At 36.3% G+C, this 22,524-nt stretch carries 23 protein-coding genes and 1 pseudogene; 2 read left to right on the top strand and 22 right to left on the bottom strand.

Going from position 1 to position 22,524, the window contains the following annotated elements:
• Positions 1–77: 77 nt before the first annotated feature.
• Positions 78–299 (top strand): DUF1128 domain-containing protein, encoded by a 222-nt coding sequence (locus tag D2K60_RS09380; protein WP_117169740.1) that lies wholly within the window; start codon positions 78–80, stop codon positions 297–299.
• Positions 300–384: 85 nt separating this feature from the next.
• Here the strand turns inward: D2K60_RS09380 and rnc are convergent, their stop codons facing one another.
• From rnc to D2K60_RS09430, 10 genes and pseudogenes are all read right to left on the bottom strand, one after another.
• A complete protein-coding gene (gene rnc, locus D2K60_RS09385) occupies positions 385–1,065 on the bottom strand; it encodes a ribonuclease III (protein WP_117169741.1) in 681 nt (226 codons plus the stop codon).
• A 440-nt stretch (positions 1,066–1,505) separates the two neighbouring features.
• The gene (locus D2K60_RS09390; protein ID WP_117169742.1) at positions 1,506–1,739 is read right to left on the bottom strand and encodes an acyl carrier protein; all 234 of its coding nucleotides are present in this window, start codon (positions 1,737–1,739) and stop codon (positions 1,506–1,508) included.
• Between the two features lie 43 nt (positions 1,740–1,782).
• Positions 1,783–2,523 (bottom strand): 3-oxoacyl-[acyl-carrier-protein] reductase, encoded by a 741-nt coding sequence (fabG, locus tag D2K60_RS09395; RefSeq protein WP_117169743.1) that lies wholly within the window; start codon positions 2,521–2,523, stop codon positions 1,783–1,785.
• Positions 2,523–3,470: an ACP S-malonyltransferase gene (gene fabD, locus D2K60_RS09400; RefSeq protein ID WP_117169744.1), complete on the bottom strand. Its 948-nt coding sequence runs from the start codon at positions 3,468–3,470 to the stop codon at positions 2,523–2,525. Before fabD ends, fabG begins: the two co-directional genes overlap by 1 nt.
• A gap of 1 nt (position 3,471) precedes the next feature.
• Positions 3,472–4,473 (bottom strand): phosphate acyltransferase PlsX, encoded by a 1,002-nt coding sequence (gene plsX, locus D2K60_RS09405; protein WP_117169745.1) that lies wholly within the window; start codon positions 4,471–4,473, stop codon positions 3,472–3,474.
• Positions 4,457–5,050 carry a transcription factor FapR gene (gene fapR / locus D2K60_RS09410; RefSeq protein ID WP_117169746.1) on the bottom strand — a complete coding sequence of 198 codons (594 nt, stop codon included), beginning with the start codon at positions 5,048–5,050 and terminating at the stop codon, positions 4,457–4,459. The genes plsX and fapR overlap by 17 nt, the downstream gene beginning before the upstream one ends.
• A gap of 119 nt (positions 5,051–5,169) precedes the next feature.
• Positions 5,170–7,203: an ATP-dependent DNA helicase RecG gene (recG, locus tag D2K60_RS09415; RefSeq protein WP_117169747.1), complete on the bottom strand. Its 2,034-nt coding sequence runs from the start codon at positions 7,201–7,203 to the stop codon at positions 5,170–5,172.
• Between the two features lie 5 nt (positions 7,204–7,208).
• Positions 7,209–7,358: pseudogene (locus D2K60_RS09420) on the bottom strand (L-serine ammonia-lyase, iron-sulfur-dependent, subunit alpha); the annotation flags it as partial.
• A gap of 154 nt (positions 7,359–7,512) precedes the next feature.
• Entirely contained in the window at positions 7,513–9,180 is a 1,668-nt protein-coding gene (locus D2K60_RS09425) for a DAK2 domain-containing protein (protein ID WP_117169748.1), read from the bottom strand.
• A gap of 78 nt (positions 9,181–9,258) precedes the next feature.
• On the bottom strand, positions 9,259–9,621 hold the full coding sequence (locus D2K60_RS09430) for an Asp23/Gls24 family envelope stress response protein (RefSeq protein WP_112180806.1): 363 nt from the start codon (positions 9,619–9,621) through the stop codon (positions 9,259–9,261).
• A gap of 443 nt (positions 9,622–10,064) precedes the next feature.
• Here D2K60_RS09430 and rpmB point away from each other — a divergent pair, with 443 nt between their 5' ends.
• Positions 10,065–10,253, top strand: a complete 189-nt coding sequence (rpmB, locus tag D2K60_RS09435; RefSeq protein WP_117169749.1) for a 50S ribosomal protein L28 — start codon at positions 10,065–10,067, stop codon at positions 10,251–10,253.
• A gap of 118 nt (positions 10,254–10,371) precedes the next feature.
• Here the strand turns inward: rpmB and spoVM are convergent, their stop codons facing one another.
• The 12 genes from spoVM to gmk all read right to left on the bottom strand — a co-directional run bounded on the left by spoVM (position 10,372) and on the right by gmk (position 22,481).
• Complete coding sequence (gene spoVM, locus D2K60_RS09440) at positions 10,372–10,494, bottom strand: stage V sporulation protein SpoVM (RefSeq protein ID WP_240335288.1); 123 nt, start codon at positions 10,492–10,494, stop codon at positions 10,372–10,374.
• Complete coding sequence (locus D2K60_RS09445; protein ID WP_117169750.1) at positions 10,491–11,165, bottom strand: thiamine diphosphokinase; 675 nt, start codon at positions 11,163–11,165, stop codon at positions 10,491–10,493. Before D2K60_RS09445 ends, spoVM begins: the two co-directional genes overlap by 4 nt.
• Positions 11,166–11,193: 28 nt before the next feature.
• The gene (gene rpe / locus D2K60_RS09450) at positions 11,194–11,847 is read right to left on the bottom strand and encodes a ribulose-phosphate 3-epimerase (protein WP_117169751.1); all 654 of its coding nucleotides are present in this window, start codon (positions 11,845–11,847) and stop codon (positions 11,194–11,196) included.
• A 3-nt stretch (positions 11,848–11,850) separates the two neighbouring features.
• Complete coding sequence (rsgA, locus tag D2K60_RS09455; protein ID WP_117169752.1) at positions 11,851–12,732, bottom strand: ribosome small subunit-dependent GTPase A; 882 nt, start codon at positions 12,730–12,732, stop codon at positions 11,851–11,853.
• Positions 12,733–12,740: 8 nt separating this feature from the next.
• Positions 12,741–14,807 (bottom strand): Stk1 family PASTA domain-containing Ser/Thr kinase, encoded by a 2,067-nt coding sequence (gene pknB, locus D2K60_RS09460; protein WP_117169753.1) that lies wholly within the window; start codon positions 14,805–14,807, stop codon positions 12,741–12,743.
• A complete protein-coding gene (locus tag D2K60_RS09465) occupies positions 14,801–15,559 on the bottom strand; it encodes a Stp1/IreP family PP2C-type Ser/Thr phosphatase (protein WP_117169754.1) in 759 nt (252 codons plus the stop codon). Before D2K60_RS09465 ends, pknB begins: the two co-directional genes overlap by 7 nt.
• Before the next feature lie 69 nt (positions 15,560–15,628).
• Positions 15,629–16,975: a 16S rRNA (cytosine(967)-C(5))-methyltransferase RsmB gene (rsmB, locus tag D2K60_RS09470; protein WP_117169755.1), complete on the bottom strand. Its 1,347-nt coding sequence runs from the start codon at positions 16,973–16,975 to the stop codon at positions 15,629–15,631.
• A gap of 1 nt (position 16,976) precedes the next feature.
• Complete coding sequence (gene fmt / locus D2K60_RS09475; protein WP_117169756.1) at positions 16,977–17,915, bottom strand: methionyl-tRNA formyltransferase; 939 nt, start codon at positions 17,913–17,915, stop codon at positions 16,977–16,979.
• 14 nt (positions 17,916–17,929) lie between these two features.
• Positions 17,930–20,338, bottom strand: a complete 2,409-nt coding sequence (gene priA, locus D2K60_RS09480; RefSeq protein WP_117169757.1) for a primosomal protein N' — start codon at positions 20,336–20,338, stop codon at positions 17,930–17,932.
• Positions 20,335–21,540, bottom strand: a complete 1,206-nt coding sequence (gene coaBC, locus D2K60_RS09485; protein WP_117169758.1) for a bifunctional phosphopantothenoylcysteine decarboxylase/phosphopantothenate--cysteine ligase CoaBC — start codon at positions 21,538–21,540, stop codon at positions 20,335–20,337. Before coaBC ends, priA begins: the two co-directional genes overlap by 4 nt.
• Positions 21,541–21,648: 108 nt before the next feature.
• Positions 21,649–21,861 (bottom strand): DNA-directed RNA polymerase subunit omega, encoded by a 213-nt coding sequence (rpoZ, locus tag D2K60_RS09490; protein WP_117170377.1) that lies wholly within the window; start codon positions 21,859–21,861, stop codon positions 21,649–21,651.
• A complete protein-coding gene (gene gmk / locus D2K60_RS09495) occupies positions 21,861–22,481 on the bottom strand; it encodes a guanylate kinase (protein WP_117169759.1) in 621 nt (206 codons plus the stop codon). Before gmk ends, rpoZ begins: the two co-directional genes overlap by 1 nt.
• Between the last annotated feature and the right edge of the window lie 43 nt (positions 22,482–22,524).

Genomic DNA, 22,524 nt, shown 5'->3' on the forward strand with positions numbered 1-22,524 from the left:
AAGCTTGCATTTCAACTAAACTATTTTATCATAAAGAGAGAAGAGATAGAAGGTCAGATTACCAAAGGAGTGTTCGTTTGAACTTAAATGAAGCAACAAATGAAAATCTTGCTTATATTTTGAAAGAAATTGCTAGTCAGTTACGCGTAGTAAATGAATCAATTATGGATCCAGATGATTATAACCTAGAGAAGTATGACGATTTAAAAGCATTGTATGATGTATTAATTCAAAAAGGTCAATTAAGTGTTTCTGAAACACAAGCATTTATTCAAGAACTTTCAAGTATCCGTAAATAAAATGGAGTGATTGTTGGCTTGTTTTTACGAAAAGATTTCATAAAGACGAGCCAACCATCAATCACTTTATCCTACATTTCATATCTCATCTTTGATCTAAAGCCTTTTTGGCTGCACGTTGTTCCGCTTCTTTTTTTGTTCTACCATGTCCGACTCCGGCAATTTCTTGATTCAAATGTACGTTTGCAATGAATTCACGGTCGTGAGCAGGACCTTTCTCCTCAACAATTTCATATTCAATTACTGCATCTCTATTCTGTTGCACTAATTCTTGCAGTTGGCTTTTATAGTCCATTGCATGAGAAAAGGCCCCTTTTTCAATTTTAGGATAGAGGTATTTTTCTAAGAAAGCTAATACGACGTCATAACCTTGATCCAAGTAAAGTGCACCTACAAAGGCTTCGAAAACATCTGCTAATAATGCTGGACGCTTTCTCCCACCTGTTCGTTCTTCTCCTTTTCCAAGTAACACATATTCATCAAAAGAGAGATCATTAGCAAAACCAACTAAAGCAGGTTCACAGACAATTGAAGCACGTAATTTCGTTAACTCCCCTTCTGCCATATTCGGGTATGTTCGATATAAATATTGTGAAACACCTAGCTCTAAAACCGCATCTCCTAAAAATTCAAGCCGTTCATTATCTTGAGATGTTTTGCCTCGATTTTCATTCACATAGGAAGAATGGGTAAAGGCCTGTTGCAATATTAATTCATCATTAAAATGAATTTGTAAATGATCTTGTAATGGTTGAAAATTCATCATCTTCCCCTCCTAATATTATTTTAAGCTATTTTCTAAAAGATTGTTGTTTAAAACTAAATTTCCATAGACTCTATCGTAACATTACTCGCGTTTAGAATTACCTGACCCGCTTCTCAAGTGAAATTGACTCCCTTTCCGCAGGCACGGCTTCAGCTAACTTGGAAGCAAAGAACACTTCCAAGTGGATCTTCAGTCCGTGCTGTTCCTGCAGGACAAGGAAGGCTACGGCAGCGATGCATCGCACGAAGAAATTTTTTTTTATTTTCGATGATGTCGCCAATTTCACTTGATACGCTAATATCCACCTTAGTGGGTAAGGATCTTCTGTTATGTTACAATTTTCATCAAGTCCGTATATTGAAAAGCAACAATGTTTTCGAAAAGAGCCATATGTTAAAAGTCTCGCTTTATGAGCGAGACTTTTAAATTAGTACCATGTATTATGATTGGCTGTCTATGTATGTTACAGCATCACCAACCGTTTGAAGTTTTTCAGCATCTTCATCAGCTATTTCCATATCAAACTCATCTTCTAATTCCATAACAAGTTCAACAACATCTAATGAATCTGCTTCTAAATCATCTTTAAAAGATGCCTCCAAAGTTACTTTATCTTCTTCAACATCTAGGCGATCGATCACAATTTTCTTTACGCGTTCAAATGTATCTGCCATCTTTCGTTCACCCCCTTTCAAAGTCACAAGAGAATAACAAATTCTACATTACCATACCACCATCAACTTGTATAGTTTGTCCAGTAATATAACTTGCATCATCGGAAGCTAAGAATCGGACAACTTTTGCGACGTCATCACCACTCCCTAATCTTGCAAGAGGTATTAAATCCGACATCGCTTTACGTTGCTCCATTGATAATTTAGCTGTCATATCTGTTTCAATAAATCCCGGTGCAACTGCATTTACTAATATATTGCGTGTAGCTAACTCTTTTGCAGCTGTTTTCGTCATACCAATAACACCAGCTTTTGCTGCAACATAATTTGCTTGGCCGGCGTTACCACTAATACCCACCACTGAGGCAACATTAATAATTCGACCAGCCCTTTGCTTCATCATTTGTCTTGTAACAGCTTTCGTGGTGAGAAAAACACCTTTTAAATTTGTTTGAATTACTTCATCAAATTCCTCTTCTTTCATGCGCATAATTAAATTATCACGTGTTATACCCGCATTATTAACCAAAATATCCAAACTACCAAACGTTTCCGTTACTTGCTTGACCATATCTTTTACTTCTGACTCTACTGTAACATTTGCTTGGATCTTAATTGCCTCTATGCCTAGCGCTTCTATCTCATCAACAACTTGTTGTGCTTTTATTTCGTTGCCAGCAAAGTTGATGGCAACTTTCACGCCATGCGATGCAAGCTCTAACGCAACCGCTCTGCCAATTCCTCGTGAAGCTCCTGTTACAAGTGCTACTTTACCTTTTAGCATCAAGATTCCTCCTTATACCATGAAATAAACGCCTGAAGTGATTCTGGATCTTGGATAGAGAAAGTGGTCATACGGCGATTAACTTTTTTCATTAATCCGGTTAAGACTTTTCCAGTACCAATTTCCACGATAGCATCTAATGAATCCTCATTCAAACGGTGTAAAATTTCTTCAAAACGGACTGGTGAATACAATTGTTCAATTAGTAATTGTTTAATCTCTGCTTGGTCCATCACTTCTTCAGCTGATACATTCGCATATACAGGGATTGAAGCGTTTGTAACATCCACTTGTTCTAATCGTTTAGATAATGCCTTAGCGGCAGGTTTCATTAAACTAGAATGAAATGGACCACTTACATTCAATGGCAATACTCGTTTCGCTCCAGCTTCTTTTAACTTCGTAACCGCAAGCTCAATCGCTCCTTTAGTTCCAGAAATAACAATTTGACCTGGACAATTCAAGTTAGCAATTTCAATCACTTCATTTGTTTCACTTTGAATTTGTTCTAATTCCTTTTGTAGTGCATCTTGCTCCATGCCTAGAACTGCAGCCATTAGGCCTTGACCTTTCGGGTATGCTTCTTCCATTAACCGACCTCTAGCTTGCACTAATGGTAAGGCATCCTGAAATTGGATAGCATCTGCTGCAACGAGTGCACTATATTCACCAAGACTATGCCCCGCTAAACGGACAGGTTTAATACCGTACTCAGAAAGTACCTTTGTAATAGCGACACTAGTAAGTAATAAGGCGGGTTGCGCGTTCTCTGTTTGCTTTAACTTATCATCTGGACCTGCAAACATAAGATTCATTAAATCTATATTTAGTAAGCCATTAGCTTGTTCAAAAAGTTCTTTTACCACCGGGTACGTTTGATATAATGCTTCTCCCATCCCTACTTGTTGCGATCCTTGTCCGGGATATATAAAGGCTACACGTTTCATATTATTCCTCCTCACTAGCGTCATATTCTGCTACAGTTGTTTCAATTGTTTTCGTAACATCATATTCCACCATATAACAGGCTTGTTTAATTGCACTGAAAATCGCACGGGCATTTGAAGAACCATGTGCTTTGATAACAGGTGCTTGCAAACCAAAAAGTCCTGCACCACCATATTCTGCATAGTCTAATTGATCTTTTAATTTTTTTAAGTCATTCTTCATTAATCCGGCTGCTACTTTTGTCTTCATATTAGCCATAAATGACTTTTTCAACATAGAAAACATAGTTGAAGCTGTACCTTCAATTGTTTTCAGCGTTATATTACCACTAAAACCATCTGTAACAACGACATCTGCAACACCTTCAAGTAAATCGCGTGCCTCTACATTACCAATAAAGTTAATCGGAGCTTGTTTTAATAAAGAAAAAGCAGCTTTTGTTAGCTCATTGCCTTTACCATCCTCTGTTCCAATATTCAGTAGGCCTACTCGCGGTGACTTAATTCCGCGGACTTTTTCACTATAAATCGTACCCATAATTGCAAATTGAACGAGGTGTTTCGCTTTTGCGTCTACATTAGCACCAACATCTAATAATAAAAATCCTTTTTGATCTTTAGTAGGTAAGGTTGGGCTTAATGCTGGCCTCTCTATCCCTTTTATTCGACCGACCTGAAACAGTCCCGCGCTCATCAATGCTCCAGTACTTCCTGCTGATACACAGGCGTCAGCTCGATTTTCCTTCACTTCATTTGCCATTAAAACAAGAGAAGAGTCCTTTTTTCTGCGAACAGCTCGAACAGGTTCCTCTTCACCAGTTATTACAGTTGTTGTATGTATAATCGATATCTTGCTATCAATCGTTAAATGTGGAGTAATTTTTTCTTGATCCCCCACTAGTATAATTTCAAGGTTTTTAATTTGTTTAACAGCTTCCATAGCCCCTTTTACTACTGCTTCTGGAGCATGGTCGCCACCCATTGCATCAATTGCTATCTTCATGTCGATCTTCTCCTTTTTGTTCTGTTGAACGATACATATCGAACACACCAGAAAAAACAATCTCATTATCAACATAACTATCTACTTCAACCGATGTACGTTGGTTTTCAACAGCCGTTACTACCTTAGCTTTTGCTATAACGCGTTCCCCTTGTTTCACTTGCCTCGTGAATTTTATCTCAGCCTTAGCTGTTAAAGCTAATTCGTCATTAATAACTGCTACAGCTAATGAATTCGCTTGCGCAAACAAATGATGACCACGAGCGATATCATTACGCGAGAATACATGCTCACTACTAATATCTAAAATAGAAATTGCACGATTGTCTAATTCTAAATCAATCACTTCACCAATTACTTCGTCAATTGGCAATGCTTTTACGGTTTCATTCCACTGATCTGTTGCGACAGATTTTATACGTTCACGTAACTCAGGAATCGCTAATTCCATTCGGTCCAATCGAATCGTTTGAATACTAACGCCAAACTGTTTTGCCAACGCTTCATCTGTAATAAAAGGCATTTCTTTAATTGTATCTTGTAATTTTTGTTGCCTATGTTTTTTAGGTAATTTCATTTATTTATACACCGTCCTAGTTTTCTCATCACTTCTAATGTAAAACTAAAGAGAATCTCGATATTATGAGTAGGTACTAATAGTAATATATAATACCAAAGAAAAAGATGCAAGTCCCTTTAGTCAAATGAACCTCCATTATTGTTTAATTCTTTTGTGATGTAGTTTTTAAGTGCATGATAATTTGGATCTTTCAATCGATCTTGATAAACAATTGATTGCGCATCATTTCTTGCCGTTTCTAATGCGCGATAATCTTGGACGATATCTGCTACTTTAAATTCCGGTAAACCACTTTGTTTTTTTCCGAAAAAGTCACCTGGGCCTCTTAATTGTAAATCTTGTTCCGCTAATTCAAACCCATTACTTGTTTCCGTCATAATTTTCATACGTTCTTTACCCACTTCACCTTTAGGGTCAGCGAGTAAAATACAATAACTTTGCGCTTTCCCTCGTCCTACTCTTCCTCTTAACTGGTGTAATTGTGATAAACCAAAGCGTTCTGCATCATAAACAAGCATAACTGTCGCATTTGGAACATTTACACCTACTTCTACAACTGTCGTAGAAACTAAAACATGAATCTCATTAGCCGCAAATTGCTGCATGACATTCTCTTTTTCATCACTATGTAACCTACCATGCAATAACCCAACTTTAGTGGATGAAGGAAATGTAACTTGCAGTTGATTATATAAATCTACAGCATTTTGAATATCTAGTTTATCTGATTCTTCAATTAATGGACAAATAACATACGTTTGATAACCACTATCCACTTCTTTTTGAATGAATTGTAATAGTCGTGGCAGCATGTTTTCCTTAACCCAATACGTTTCAACTGTTTTACGACCAACCGGCATTTCATCAATTTGTGAAACATCCATATCGCCATAACTTGTAATAGCAAGCGTTCTCGGAATTGGTGTGGCTGTCATAAATAGCACATCTGGGTCCATCCCTTTATCACGCAATGTCTTTCGCTGATTAACACCAAAGCGATGTTGCTCATCGACAATAACCGTTCCTAAATTAGCAAAGATGACCTCATCTTGAATTAATGCATGGGTACCAATAATAATATCCACTTGATGCGTCTTGATTTTTTCTAGAATCTCTTTTCGCTTTTTCCCCTTAACAGAACCAGTTAATAACGTAATCGTTCCGTATCCATCGAATAAAGATTGCAATGATTCATAATGCTGATCAGCCAATATTTCAGTTGGCACCATGATCGCGCCTTGCTTTTTGGAAGTAATAGAAGCAAACAAGGCAATTGCAGCTACAGCTGTTTTCCCTGAACCTACATCACCTTGTAATAATCGATTCATTCGATAAGGGGCACGTAAATCTACTAATATTTCATCAAGCGAACGTTTCTGTGCGTCTGTTAACTTAAATGGTAACGTTTCAATAAACTGATTAACTTTTGATTGATCATATAGTTGACTGTTTCCATTTGTACGCTCTCGATCTCTTTTACGAAATAGCTGCATTTTTAATTGAAATAGTAAAAGCTCTTCATAAATAAACCGACGCTTCGCATGCTTAAGGGCTTGAAAATTAGAAGGAAAATGCATTTCCCTTAGTGCTATGGCACGCCCTGGTAACTTATATGCTTCTGTATACTGATTTGGTAGAATTTCTTCAATCTCATCTGCAAATTGATCCATTGCTTGCATCATTATTTTTTTAAATTGAACTGACTTTAATATGTTCTTTAAATAATAGACAGGCTGAATCGGCTCATCTTGTTTCACTTTACCCTTTTTATATTGATTCACAGTAATTTGTAAACGATGCTGATCCCATTTTCCAGTTAGAGTTACTATGTCGCCTTGTTGCAATTGTTTTTTTGCGAAAGGTCGATTGAACATGATCCCTTTTATGATTACCTCTTCAACTTGAATGTGAAGTACTAAGCGTGATTTCTTTTTCCCAAAGAAAGTGAGCATAGGATCTCCTACAACTTCCCCTTCAATCGATACTTTCTCATCGTGTCTTAATTCACTTACAGGTTTAATTTCATAATGTTCATACCTATTCGGAAAATAAAAAAGTAGATCGTTAACTGTATGGATACCTAGCTCATCAAAATTCTTTTGTAGAGCTTCTCCTACTCCTTTAACTTGCTCAATCGGATGATCTCCCAATTATCTCACTCTTTCTTTGCCGTATTTCCGTAAATTTTTGCAGCAATCGCTCGTCCAGTTGGAGTAGCAGCCAGACCACCTTCTGCAGTTTCTTTTAAGGATGATGGCATTTGTCTTCCGATTCGATACATCGCCACAATAACTTCATCACAAGGAGCACTACATCAACTCCAGCTTGGATTGCGAGACTTCCCAAGTATACCAAGACTTATATGCCTGTTTCACTCTGCGAAGGGGTTATACTTAGTATAACGAGAATTCTAAAATAAGAAAAGCTCAGGATATGGTATAACTCCTGAGCCTTCTTACTTATTCTATAGCAAAAATATAAGAATAAATCGGTTGATTTCCTTTATGAACTTCTATTTCCAAGTCTTCAAATTCTACCTGAATATATGATTCAATAATCGCAATTTCTTCATCGGCAGCATCTTCACCTTGTAAAATTGTCACAATTTCATCTTCCTCTGTAACAAGATCCGCTAACAATTGTTTGATAACATCTAATTTGTCTGTACCAGTAGTAATAATCTTACCATCAGCAAGTCCCATAAAGTTCCCATTTTCGATAGTTAAACCATCAATTTGCGTATCGCGCACAGCATATGTTATTTGACCAGTTTTTACTTGCTTACTAGCCTCTAACATATTAGCTTTATTAGTCTCAAGTGTAGAATCAGGATGAAAGGCTAATAATGCACTCATTCCCTGTGGAATTGTTTTCGTTGGAACAACAACTACTTCATCCTTACTCAACTCTGCTGCTTGCTCAGCGGCCATAACAATATTTTTATTGTTTGGTAATATAATCACGCGTTTAGCATGCGCTTCTTCAATTGCATGTGTAATATCCTGCGTACTAGGATTCATTGTTTGTCCACCTTGAATGACAACAGAAGCACCAAGACTTTCTAACAATTCTTTTAGTCCATCACCCATTGCAACAGATACGATCGCATAATCTTGCTTTTTCTTTGGCTTTGCTTTCGTTTTAACTTGCTCACCAACAATTGATGTATGTTGTTCACGCATATTTTCTACTTTAATGCTAATAAAGCTTCCAAATCGTTGACCTAAATCTATTGCTTGGCCTGGATATTCAACGTGCACATGGACCTTAATAATTTCATCATCCGATACAACTAACAATGAATCACCAAGTTCACTTAACTCTTGACGAAATGCTTCTTCATCATATGGATGTTCCTTTAACTTTTCATCTTCAAATTTAACCATAAACTCAGTGCAATAACCAAATTCGATATCCTCTGTTCGCATATAATCCTGAACAAGTTTATGATGTTCAGCATTTACCAAATCATCCATTTCAACTGTTGCATTTGCGGATTCTGGTAATGCTTCCCCTTTTAATGATGCTAGAAAACCCTCATATATAACTACTAAACCTTGTCCGCCACTATCTACTACACCAACTTCTTTCAACACTGGTAATAGTTCTGGCGTGTACGCAAGTGACTTTTTAGAAGCTTTTAAGACACCTTCCATAAATAAAATGATATCATCAGTAGTTTCAGCCAATTCTACTGCTTTCTTTGCAGTGTCCTTTGCGACAGTTAAAATTGTACCTTCAACCGGTTTCATAACAGCTTTATAAGCCGTATTAACACCAGTTTGTAAAGCCTTAGCAAATGTCTTTGTGTCAAGTACTTGAGCACCATTCACACCTTTTGCAAATCCACGAAATAGTTGTGAGAGGATGACACCTGAATTTCCACGGGCACCCATTAATAAACCCTTTGCAAAAGCTTCTGATACGATTGTTACTGTTTCATTCTCTAATTTCTTTACTTCAGCCGCTCCTGAAGTCATTGATAAATTCATATTTGTCCCTGTATCTCCATCTGGAACAGGAAAAACGTTTAATGCATCAATCATTGTTGCATTATTAGTTAAATGGTTTGCACCAAGTAGCACCATTTGTGCAAACTTAGCACCTTCTATAGTTCTTACAACCACTAGAACTTCCTCCTTCATAAACGAAAAACGTAACAAGTTTCAATTTGTAACTAGCGTTTTATTTATAAAAATATTTTTTTATTCTGCTTGTACTCTTACACCTTGAATGAAAATATTAATTGCATGAATTGGTAATCCTAATGTTTTGTCCAATGTATATTTCACCTGAGATTGTACATTATGTGCTACTTCAGAAATTTTTGTGCCATAGCTTACAATGATATACATATCGATACTAATAAGGTCATCATCTTGACGAACGACAACACCTTTAGAAAAGTTTTCTTTACGCAAAATTTCCGCAATTCCATCTTTTAATTGGTTTTTTGAAGCCATACCAACAATACCATAACATTCAATAGCTGCTCCACCGGCAACTGTAGAAATCACTTCATTTGTAATTGTGACATGTCCGTCTTTTGTAGTTAATTCAATAGACATAACATTATCCTCCTTAATCATATCTTTCTATTCTTTTCTAATGATTTCAGTTTAACATATAAAACATTTGAGATATCTACATATTACAACAAACATATTAATTATGAAAGCCGTTTCACCTTGCACGTATAACAAATAATTCTTTCATTACTTATCATGTGCTTAGATTAATCAAAGTACTAGCTTTTCAAATCTCCCTTAACCCTAATAAACCCCTTTATACAATGGACGAAAACTCAATTCCTGTCAAGTGCTTCCTCTTTATATTCCAATTATTTAGGTTGAATTTTGTCTAAAAAATGAAGCTTATATGTATCAAGTGTGAGTTGATTCGAGATCATTACTATCGTCTATAATTATTAAACAATAGATTGCAATATCCGTATATTTATGATAAATTATATAAGTATGTAATGAGATAGCTGTAAGTAGGAGGGATTAATATGGGACGACAATGTGTTATAACTGGACGTAAAACTTCTGCTGGAAATAGCCGTTCGCACGCAATGAACTCTAATAAACGCACATGGAAAGCTAACGTGCAAAAAGTTCGCATTATGGTAGATGGTAAACCGAAACGTGTTTATGTTTCTGCTCGTGCATTAAAATCTGGTAAAGTAGAACGCGTATAATAATAAGTTACGCTTTATTGAACAGCTTTTGCTAGTCAGTAAAAATTATACTTATTCAACAAAAAAGCACCTATCATTAGGTGCTTTTTTGTTATGCTCCTTTCATCTGCGAAGCAAGTTAATTCTTTTTAAATGAACCCATGATTACACGAACAAAGCCACCAATGAACCTTGGGAGTTTAAAGGTATAAAATTTAATGAGAACCCCTCCTCTTTTCCTTATGACAAGTGAACACTTCATATTATTGTATGATTACCATGCCTAATAAGTACATCACGGCTCTTTATCATTATTAATATGCCTGTATCAAAAGAAAAAGTACCTTTTTTCCTAATAAGCTTATTGGAAAGACATAGCGTTGATCCCCACTCGATTACCTTATCTTCTAAAGGATAGTAGAAGTTTTCAAGTGATAAACCCTCTACAGTAGGTGTTAAGGGGATAAAAGAAATTATTGGTAAGTTATAATTTTCTTCTATATCATGGATTCCAGAACGAAATAAAGAAATTTCATTTTGAGAATCAATTATACTTGTTTGGATATCTGGATCCAAGCGGTAGAGTAATTGAATATTAGCCAGTGTGTGATCCATTCGACCACCTGTAGCTCCAAATATAACTAGATTATCAGGCTTTAAAGCTATCGCTTCTAAAATTGCTAAATCTAAATCGGTCTCATTTTTTTCAATTGGAAAAACTTTTATTTCCTTTGCATGTTCTTTCACTCTTATTAATTCAACTTCAGTAATGGAATCAAAATCACCAATTGCTAGATCTAGACTGATATTTGCTTCTATTAAACGGTAAGAACCTTTATCTGCACCAATCCAATAGTCAACTTGATTCTGATATAATGTTAAATTTGGAATGAATGAAGCAGGTCCCCCTGCTACAATGGCTACAGTATACATGATTCGTTACCCCTTTTTAAGCACAAAATTATTTTGTTGCATGTCGAATAACTTCAATTGCTTTATGTCGATCCTGTTGATTGAAAATTGCACTTCCCGCCACTAGTACATCGACACCAGCATCGGTACACAATTTAGCTGTCTCTGCATTGATACCACCATCTACTTCGAACTCTACATGTGGTGCGAATTCTTTTCTCCATACAGCTGCTTGTTTAACCTTGGACAATACATCTGCGATAAAAGATTGCCCACCAAATCCTGGATTTACAGTCATAAACAAAACTAGATCAACATCTTTTAAAATGGGATAGATCATTTCTACAGGTGTACCAGGATTAATAACGACTCCCGCTTTTACTCCTCTTGCTTTAATCGCGTGTATGGTACGGTGTAAATGTGTACATGCTTCAACATGAACAGAAATAATATCTGCTCCAGCATCAGCAAAAGCATCAATATAGTCATCTGGATTATCTATCATTAAATGCACATCTAAAGGTAACGTTGTAACTGGACGAATGGCATCAACAATAAGAGGTCCGATCGTAATGTTAGGAACAAAGTGGCCGTCCATTACATCCACATGAATATAATCGGCTCCCCCTTGTTCCACGTCTATAATTTCATCTTTCAATCGTGCGAAATCAGCTGATAGAATTGATGGAGCAATTTTTGTCATCTGTTAATACCTCGGCTTTCTAGTATGAATTTCATCATAAAATGAAACATAATGTTTGTATCTAAATGGTGCAATTTCTTCCTTTTCTACTGCAGCTTTAATAGCACATTTGGGCTCATTTATATGCATGCAACCACGGAACTTACAATCATTCTGTAACCTTCTCATTTCTGGAAAACAAACTGGTAATGTTTCTAAATCAATTTGATCAAATTCCAATGAACTAAATCCTGGTGTATCCGCAACTAAACCTGCAGCAATTTCTACGAGTTCAACATGCCTGGTTGTATGTTTACCACGATTAAGACTAGATGAAATTTCATTTGTCTCAATATCAAGTTGTGGATTCAATTTGTTTAATAATGATGATTTACCAACGCCTGATTGTCCAGCAATAACCGATATGTTATTCGAGAAATAAGGCATTAATTGTTGTAGGTCAGAACCATCTTTCGTTGAGGACACTTCAACCTGATAGCCAATAGACCGATAAATTTCTTGATACGAATTAATTTTCGCCAGTTCATCAGCAGAAAGCATATCTACCTTTGAAATGAAAATTACGGGTTCTATTTGATTTGCTTCGACTAATAGTAAAAAACGATCTAATAGTAGGGAGCTGAAATCAGGTTCTTTCGCTGATACAACAATAATGGCTTGATCAATATTCGCTATCGGTGGACGTCTTAATTCATTTTTACGTTCTTTCACTTCAAAAATATAGCCTTCATTTGGATTGCTAATATCAAATTGGACTTCATCACCAACTAATGGTGAGATTTTTTGTTTACGAAACAAACCCCGTCCTCTGCATTGATAGATATCTTGACCACTTTTTACGTAATAGAAGCCACTTAACGCTTTCATGATTTTACCTTCAGGCATTCATTCACTCACCCCTCTACATCTTCATATGCAATCGTTTTTTGTAAGATCACTTGATCTTCTCTTTCGACTTTGTACGTTGCTGTCTCACCTGGCGCAATTGTGAGTCTGACAGAAAATTCCGTATCTTCTGTGATCGACTCTGTCTCATACAAACTCGTAAGATCGTTATCCATGTCATTAATGTAAATACGTACTTCTTGTGCTTCACCGGAACTATTCTCGTTATTTTCGTTCCCGTTCGCATTTTCATTAGCATTACCGTTAGTTGAAGCGTCACCGGTATATGGAATTGTAAATGACACAGTATGCGTTATAGGCGGTTGTTCTTCCTCCCCTATTGAAACGACAAGATCAACAACTGAATCTTCTTCCACTTCACTATTGGCACTAGGTGATTGACTAATCACATCTCCTTCTGCCACTTCATCTGAATTACTTTCTTCTACATTAGCAGATAGATTGTTTGCCTCGAGATAATCTCGTGCATCATCTTCACTCATACCAGTTAAGTCATCTAACGTTATCGTTTTCTCCCCGGCACTAACGTCAAATATAACAGTCGTATCAGAAGGAACAACCGCACTATTTGCTGTAGGTTCAACCTGTGCTAAAATCTGCCCTTCAGGTTGATCAGAATAGGTATCATTTCTCTGAACGTCTTGATATCCTTTTTGCAAGAGAATTCGTTCTACTTGATCATAATTTTGACCTACGTAATCAGAGATATCCTCCGTTTCTTTCCCTTGACTAACATAAACCGTTATTGATGAACCTTCTTTAATATTTTTACCTGCCTCGGGGTTTGTTCGAGTGACATGATCTTCCGGAATTTCATCTGAAAAATCATCTTCACGTTCCACTTCCAAACCTAGTTCAACAAGTTCCTGTAATGCATCACTATATGCCTCTCCTTCTAACTCAGGAATCGTGATATCATCTGGTTGAAGCCAATTAGGCAGAACAAATAGTGCAAACAGACCAGAGCTTATCAAAACAAAAAACAATATAATGAGCCATATAAAAACTTTCTTCTTTTTCGATTTCTTTTTCTTATCTTTTTTATTTTTACCTGTTTTTTTATCTTTTTCGTTATCATCTGTTGGTTGCTCATTTACAACATAATTTTTAGTATGGACGAGTGTATCTTGTGCTGATTTATTTTTCTCAAATGATTGTTCTGTTATGATCGGAATTGCCTTTGTTGCCTCTCCCTCTTCTTCAGGAGGAAGAAAAGGTGCTTCATTTATACGAGATGGGTCTAATACTGTTATTAAATCTTGTTCAAAAGCGTCTACCGAATCATAACGATAGAACGGATCTTTTGTTGTTGCCTTTAAGACAACATTTTCAATACTTTGTGGTATTTCTTTATTCCATTGTCTAATGGATGGCGTATCTGATTGTAAGTGTTTCAAAGCAATCGATACCGCAGATTGTCCAGAAAAAGGTATTTGACCTGTCAATAATTCAAAGAGTACAATACCTAAAGAATATATATCAGATTTTTTATTTGCAGTACCGCCTCGTGCTTGTTCTGGTGAAAGGTAGTGAACAGAACCTAAAACAGAATTGGTTTGTGTTAAAGAGGTAGCACTTAGGGCTAATGCTATACCAAAATCAGTAACTTTAACTTGACCAAAAGGATCAATTAAAATATTTTGAGGTTTGATGTCACGATGAACAATATCATTTTCATGGGCATGATCAATTGCCGAAGTAACTTGTCTCATAATTGCAATTGCCTCTTCAACTTGGATTGGACCGTATAATTGAATGTATTTCTTCAAAGTCATTCCGTTCACATATTCCATTACCATGTAGTAGATATTATCTTCATCACCGACATCATATATATTAACTATATATGGATTAGATAGACTCGTTGCAGAATGTGCTTCTCGATGAAAACGTGTAATAAATTCTTCATCATTTGCATATTCTAATTTCAACACTTTAATAGCTACTTCACGATCTAAGATGGTGTCATGCCCTAAGTATACATTGGCCATCCCACCGCCGCCAATCGTCTTCATTACCTTATAACGCTCATTTAGCAATCGACCTTCTAGCACGACGGATCACCTTCTTTTACTGATTCATACTCAGATAAAGTAATGGTGATATTATCCTCTCCACCACGCTCATTAGCTAGATTAACTAATTGTTGTCCAATTAGTTCAACTGAATCACTCTTCTCCAAATAAGCACCAAATTCTTCATCACTAACTTTATTAGATAAACCGTCTGAACAAATTAATAAACGGTCATTTTCTTTCCATTCTTCAGATCGCACATCTGGAAACGCACTTTCATCTGTCCCCAAAGCTCGCATCAAGACATTTTTTCGCGGATGAAATGCAGCATCTTCTTTAGAGATTTGGCCAGATCGTACAAGTTCATTGACGAGTGAATGATCGTCTGTTACTTGACGAAGTATATGATCATGATAAAGATAACAGCGGCTATCACCAATATGCGCGATAGAAACAAAATCACCAGTAAAAATCGCAGCCACTATCGTAGTGCCCATACCAGTGCATTCTGTATTCTTCTGAGCATGATCATAGACTTTTTGATTAATCTCATTAATTGAATTTGTTAACCATTCTTCCGTTTCCTCTTTTGTTTTGAAGCTAGTAGTTTCTGGCCATCCTTTTTGAAAGTAATTAATGACCATTTTACTCGCCACATCACCTGCATTATGGCCACCCATTCCATCTGCTACAACACTTAAGACTTGGTTTTCTCGATTACGAAATATACCACCAGCATCTTCATTATGCTCTCTTACTTTACCTTGATCCGTTATAAAATATTGCTTCATTCATCTCACCCCGTATCATTCATTCTTCATCATTATATACTTAATCTATTTCTAATAACGTATGTCTTTTTATTTCTTTTGCAAGCGTGTAAGGAAAAAACCATCCGTTTGATAATCATCCGGGAATAATTGCAATCCTAGATTAGATAAACCAGGAGCATCTTGGATGAATTCTGGTAGCGTTTCGAAAAAAGTCTTATCTATTTCAAAGTCAGTATTCGCAAGTAAAAATGCTTCCACTACTTTTTCATTCTCTAAAGTATCAACTGTACATGTACTATATAAAAGTTTACCATCTTTTTTTAATAAATGTGCAACATTTTCTAATAATGCTAACTGAATGGTTGCTAAATTAGTAATATCCGCTTCATTTTTGTTGTATTTAATATCTGGTTTCCCTCTAATAACGCCTAAACCTGAGCATGGTGCATCCACTAATATCCGATCAAATGTGTTCGGGTTGTGATAGGCATCTAAGTTTCTAGCATCTGCTCCCTTTGTCTCAATATTGGTTAAGCCCAATACACCTGCTTTTTTAGCAACAAGATCTGCCTTCTTCTCTAATAAGTCATAAGCAAAAATCTGTCCTGTGTTCTTGAGCTTTTCAGCGATATGTGTTGTCTTTCCACCTGGCGCACTACATGCATCTAAGACGATCTGATTCTCTTCTAATTGTAACATTTCTGCTACTAGCATCGAACTCTGATCTTGAATAGATAAACTATTTCTACTAAATAAGTCACTTTTTAATACATTACCTTTTAATACGACAATTCCTTGTGCTGAGAAAAGAGAAGCTTCTACCTCATAGCCTTCATCTTCCAGTGCTTTGATTGCCTCATCCCGTGTTATTTTTAAGGGTTGGACACGAACAGACATTGGCTTTGTTTGTAAGTTAGCATGACAAATTAATTCTGTTTTAGCCATACCATACGCCATAACCCAACGTTTTACAAGCCACAATGGATGACTTGTTTCTAAACTAAGGCGTTCAACATCATCTGAAATTGTATCAAACGAAGGAAAACCACTTCGCTGTGCACTACGTAATACGCCATTAACTAAAGAAGAAATACCTTCATGTCCTCTTTTTTTAGCAATCGTAACTGCCTCATTAATAATTGCATGATCAGGAACCTTCTCTAAATAATGCATTTGATAGAAGGATAGATAAAGCAACCACTTTACCCAAGATGCTAATTTTTCTGGTTTTTTCACAAAATGCGATACGAAATAATCCAGTGTTAGTTTTCTTTGTAACGTACCGTAAACAATCTCTGTTAATAGTGATTGATCTAATGTTGATAGATCATTTGACTTAATTGTATGATCAATTAATAAGTGACTGAACGCACCATTATCACCTATTCGCAATAAAACATCTAATGAACTTGCTCGTACATTTTTTTTCTTCATCTTATTCTCCCAACTTTTCGCCTACTTTTAATGATTGACCGCTCCCACGTACAAAGTCTGCAACAGACATTTTCTTTTTACCGGACGGTTGTATTTCAGTAATCCTTAATCCTTCTTTATTTCCGCAACAGACAATGATTCCGCTAGAACTAACTTCTACTATTTCTCCGACCTTATTTTGATAAGTAGTATGCTCTATTTCTCCCCACCAAATTTTAATATTATTCCCATTTAGAGTCGTACTTGCGACAGGCCACGGATGAAGCCCTCTAATATGATTATATATTTCGTCGTTTGTTTCGTTCCAATCTATTTTTTCTTGTTCACGTTTAATATTTGGTGCATACGTAACAAGGGTTTCATCTTGCTCTATTGATTGAGCAGATTGGTTTATAATCGTTGGCAACGTTTCCTGTAAAAGTGTTGCCCCAACTTCAGCTAACTTCTCGTGTAAAGACCCTACATGATCATCATGCTTAATTGTAATTTCAGACTGCGAAATAATCGCTCCTGCATCTAACTTTTCAGCCATATACATAATTGTTACGCCAGTTTTTGTTTTACCTTGGAGTAGTGCATAATGAATTGGCGCACCACCTCGAAGTTCTGGTAAAAGAGACGCATGTACATTAATACAACCAAACTTCGGAACTTCTAATAACGCTTTTGGTAAAATCTGTCCAAAGGCCGCTGTCACGATAATATCAGGCTCATATTCCAAAATTTCTTGATAGGTGTCTTTAACTTTTTCTGGCTGATACACCGGAATACCTTGCTTAATAGCTTCATCTTTTACTGGTGGCGGTGTCAATTTTTTCTTTCTGCCCTTAGGACGATCTGGTTGTGTGACGACTAATACCACATTATAATTATCTTCTACTAATTGTTTTAAAATAGGAACAGCGAAATCTGGTGTTCCCATAAATACGACATTCTGCATCAAATACCTCATTTCTACATTAATTGATAGGGTTGTAAATCAATTTGAATTAATAACTCATTCTTTTGTATATCTTTTTCATAATAGGCTAAAACCCGTTGCAGTACACGTCGTTGTTCTGGTTCATTTTTGTATTTTATCATGCATTGATAGCGATATCTATCTTTTATCCTTGTTATTGGTGATGGTGTAGGACCTAACACACGGACTTGACTCGATAAGTGTTTAATCAATAGCTGTGTAATTGTCTTTGTAACTTCCATTGCTTTTAATTCATTCGGATGGGAGACCGTTACTAATGTTAGAAAATAGTATGGCGGATAATTATATGTCTTTCGTAATAACATCTCTTTTTTAAAGAAGGCCTCATAATCATATTGCGCGGCTAGTTCTACACTGTAATGGTCTGGCGTATAGGTCTGAATAACAACTTCTCCTGGTAGATGGTGTCTGCCAGCACGCCCACTTACTTGTGTCAAAAGTTGAAATGTTTTTTCAGAAGCACGAAAATCAGGTAAGTGTAACAAACTATCTGCAGCCAACACACCGACTAACGTAACATTACCAAAGTCAAGACCTTTTGCGATCATTTGTGTACCTAATAAAATATCCGCTTCATGGTTCCCAAACTGATCTAATAACTTTTCATGCGCACCTTTTCTTCTTGTTGTATCGACATCCATTCGAATCACGCGTGCCGCAGGTATCACTTCTTGAATTGCTTCCTCTACTTTTTGTGTTCCTGTACCAAAATAACGGATTGTTTCACTCAAGCAATCCGGACATTTATCAGGCATTTTTTCTTCATGACTACAATAATGACATTTTAATTTTTCCGTTTTCCGATGATAGGTTAGTGCAATATCACAATGTGGACAATTAATAACATACCCACAATCACGGCACATCACAAATGTTGAATAACCGCGTCGATTTAAAAATAAGACTACTTGTTCTTTACGTTCGATACGCTTTTCAATTTCTTCTTTTAATTGTCTAGAAAACATTGTTCTATTTCCAGCATGAAGTTCTTCTCGCATATCAACAATATGTACATCAGGCATTTTTGTTTCATTCATCCGATCAGGCATAGATAACAGCTGATAAATACCTTTACCAGCTCTTGCATAGGATTCTAACGTTGGTGTTGCACTTCCTAAAATAACAGGACAATGATGGTATTCTCCGCGATAAATCGCAACATCACGTGTGTGATAACGCGGATGTTCTTCCTGTTTATAACTCGTTTCATGTTCTTCATCAATAATAATAATACCAACATTTTCAAATGGTGCAAAGATAGCTGATCTTGCACCAACAACCACATTTACTTCCTTGCGTTGAATTTTACGCCATTCGTCAAATCGTTCACCTTTTGATAGAGCACTATGCATAACAGCCACTTGTGAACCAAACCTACCTTTAAATCGCGTAACCATTTGTGGTGTTAAGGAGATTTCGGGTACTAAAACGATAGCTTCTTTACCTTGTTCTAAGACATGCTGAATAGATTGTAAATAGACTTCCGTTTTTCCACTACCTGTTACACCATGTAAAAGAAAAACATCATGACTCGCTGTATCAAGTGACGCAACTATCGGTTCCATTACTTTTTCTTGTTGCTTCATTAATGGAAGTGCAGTGGTCCGCTCAATTTGATCATCTTTGAATGGATTACGATATATTTCTTCTTTTCTTTCTATTAATAAACCTTCATCTATTAATGGTTTAACTGTTGCTTGCGTTGTATGCAGTTTTTTCAAGAAATCACGTTTTAAAATCATCTCACTATTATCTTGAAAATAACGTAGTACTTCTATTTTTTTCTTTGCTTGCTTTGGTAAATCCGCAATTATTTCTTCTAATTCTAGTGGATCCTTTCCCGATCCAATCATTATTTGCTTTTTAAATGTTTCCTTCGAGTTTACCTGATAGATCATCTCTACTAGATCTGCTTTTATTGCCTGTTGCAACTGTTTATGCGATCCTGACATTTCAACAAATTCCTCGTATTCAAGGTAATCACGACTAGCAAACAATTCTTCTAGCTCATCAGATAACCTTTCATCCGTTAGACGGTGCATGGTCTTTTTATATGTTGCCTTTAAAGCTTGTGGTAGCATTGCTTGAAAGGTGGAAATATAAAAGCTTATTGTGTGTTCTGCCAACCATTTCCCCAAATCCAATAATTCATCTGTCAACACAGGTGTGACATCCATTAACGCCATAATCTTCTTTAGTGGCGAGAAATCCGATTGATCCGTAAGCTCCAGAATATACCCCATAATCTTCCTTGGTCCAAATGGAACAATGACGCGCATGCCTCGATGTATCGACCCCTGTAACGTTTCTGGTATCTCGTAATCAAATACACGATTGGTTTGAGAGGCAGGCACATCGACTACTACTTTAGCAATATTCACTTCTCATCAGCCTTTAGATCGTTGATTATTTGTTCTAAGATTTGTTTTGCTATTTCTTTTTTTTGCGCTAATCCAAAGTGCGTCGTAACACCAGAACGATGCATGTATGTGACATCGTTTGTATTTGATTTAAAACCAGCACCTTTAGCTTGAATATCATTAACAATAATCGCATCCAAATTTTTGCTAACTAATTTCTTTTGACCTTGTTCCATTAGATTATCAGTCTCAGCAGCGAAACCTACTAAAAATTGATCGGTTTTTTTGCTACCTAACTCTTTTAAAATGTCTGTCGTACGTTCAAATTCAAGCATTAAATCTCCATCTATCTTTTTCATTTTTCTGTCATACGTTGTTTTAGGTCGATAATCTGCAACTGCGGCTGCTTTAATTACGATATCACTTGTGGAAAAATAACGATTCATTTGCTCATGCATTTCACTTGCTGAAACAATGTCAACACGATTTACATTAGCTGGTGTATCTAATTCTACAGGACCTGAAACAAGTGTGACCTCTGCACCAAATTGTGCTGCTACTTCAGCTAAAGCAAAACCCATCTTCCCAGAAGAATGATTTGTAAAAAAACGAACAGGATCGATTTTTTCTTGTGTTGGTCCAGCTGAAATTAAAACCTTTTTATTTGCTAATACTTTACTCATTTTCTTGTTCTCTTCCAAAACTGCTACAATTGTTTCTGGCTCTTCTAATCTTCCTTTTCCAACATACCCACAAGCAAGATAACCATCACCAGGTTCAATAAATTTATAACCCCACGATTCTAATCTTTTCATATTATTAACCACAGCAGGATGTGCATACATATGTACGTTCATTGCAGGCGCTATATAAACATCCGCTCTTGTTGCAGTAATAGTAGTAGATAACATATCATCAGCTATCCCATTAGCGATTTTACCAATCATATTCGCTGTTGCTGGTGCAATTATAAATAAATCAGCCCAATCCGCTAAATCAATATGGGCTATTTTTTCTGAATCTTTTTCATCGAATGTATCTGTATAAACTGGATTACGAGATAACGCCTGAAAAGTTAACGGACTGACAAATTCCTGTGCGCTTTCTGTCATAATAACTTTTACTATTGCACCCTTTTGGACCAGTTTACTTGTTAGTGCACAAGCCTTATATGCAGCAATGCCTCCAGTTACGCCGAGTACAACATGTGAACCGTTTAGCATGTCATTTCTCCTTTCAAAAATTAACTGTTTTCGTAAAGTAGGAATATTTATAGAAGAAACCCCCGCCTGCAAAATGCAAACGAGGGAATACTAAGAAATAGTCAGTGTTTATCTTCTTTCTTTTACATCAGTTGCAATGTAAGTCAACTTACCCGCTTGAATTTCTTCCAAAGCAATTCCAACCTGTTTAAATGATTTAGGGTTTTCTAACTGATGCTTTTTCATTACTTGGATTTGTCTCGCACGTCGAGACGCTATCGTTACTAATGTGTATTTTGAATTAACGATTAATTGTAGCTTATCAATAGACGGTTCTAACATCATAATGAATCAACCTCCAACACTTTCTTATATTGTTTTGCGACACGTTCTCTCTTACAATGTTCACTTTTTACAATCGCTTGGACTTTATCCACAGCCACTTCGACTTGATCATTCACAACAACATAGTCATAGGCGTCCATCATTTCAATCTCTTCTTTGGCCGCATCCAATCTATTTGCTACTAATGCATCGCTTTCCGTACCACGGTTGACGATACGTGTCTTCAATTCCTCAAGACTAGGTGGTGATAAGAAAAGGAAAACACCCTCTGGGAAATTTTCTTTTACCTGAAGCGCACCTTGTACTTCAATCTCAAGGAATACATCTCTTCCAAGCTCTAAAGTCTCTTCTACATATTCACGTGGAGTGCCATAATAATTACCTACATATTCAGCATACTCTAATAATTGTTTGTCTTTAATCATTGATTCAAATTCATCTTTTGTTCGGTAAAAATAATCAACTGCTTCTTGTTCACCAACACGTTTTTGTCGCGTTGTCATTGAAATAGAATACTGTAAGGCGGTATCTCTTTCAAATAATGCTTTACGAACAGTTCCTTTTCCCACACCTGACGGACCAGATAATACAAATAAAATACCTTTCTCCTTGATCAACATACATCCTCCTGTTTGCACAAATTTCCATTCATGTCTACTA

It is taken from the genome of Paraliobacillus sediminis, assembly GCF_003426055.1.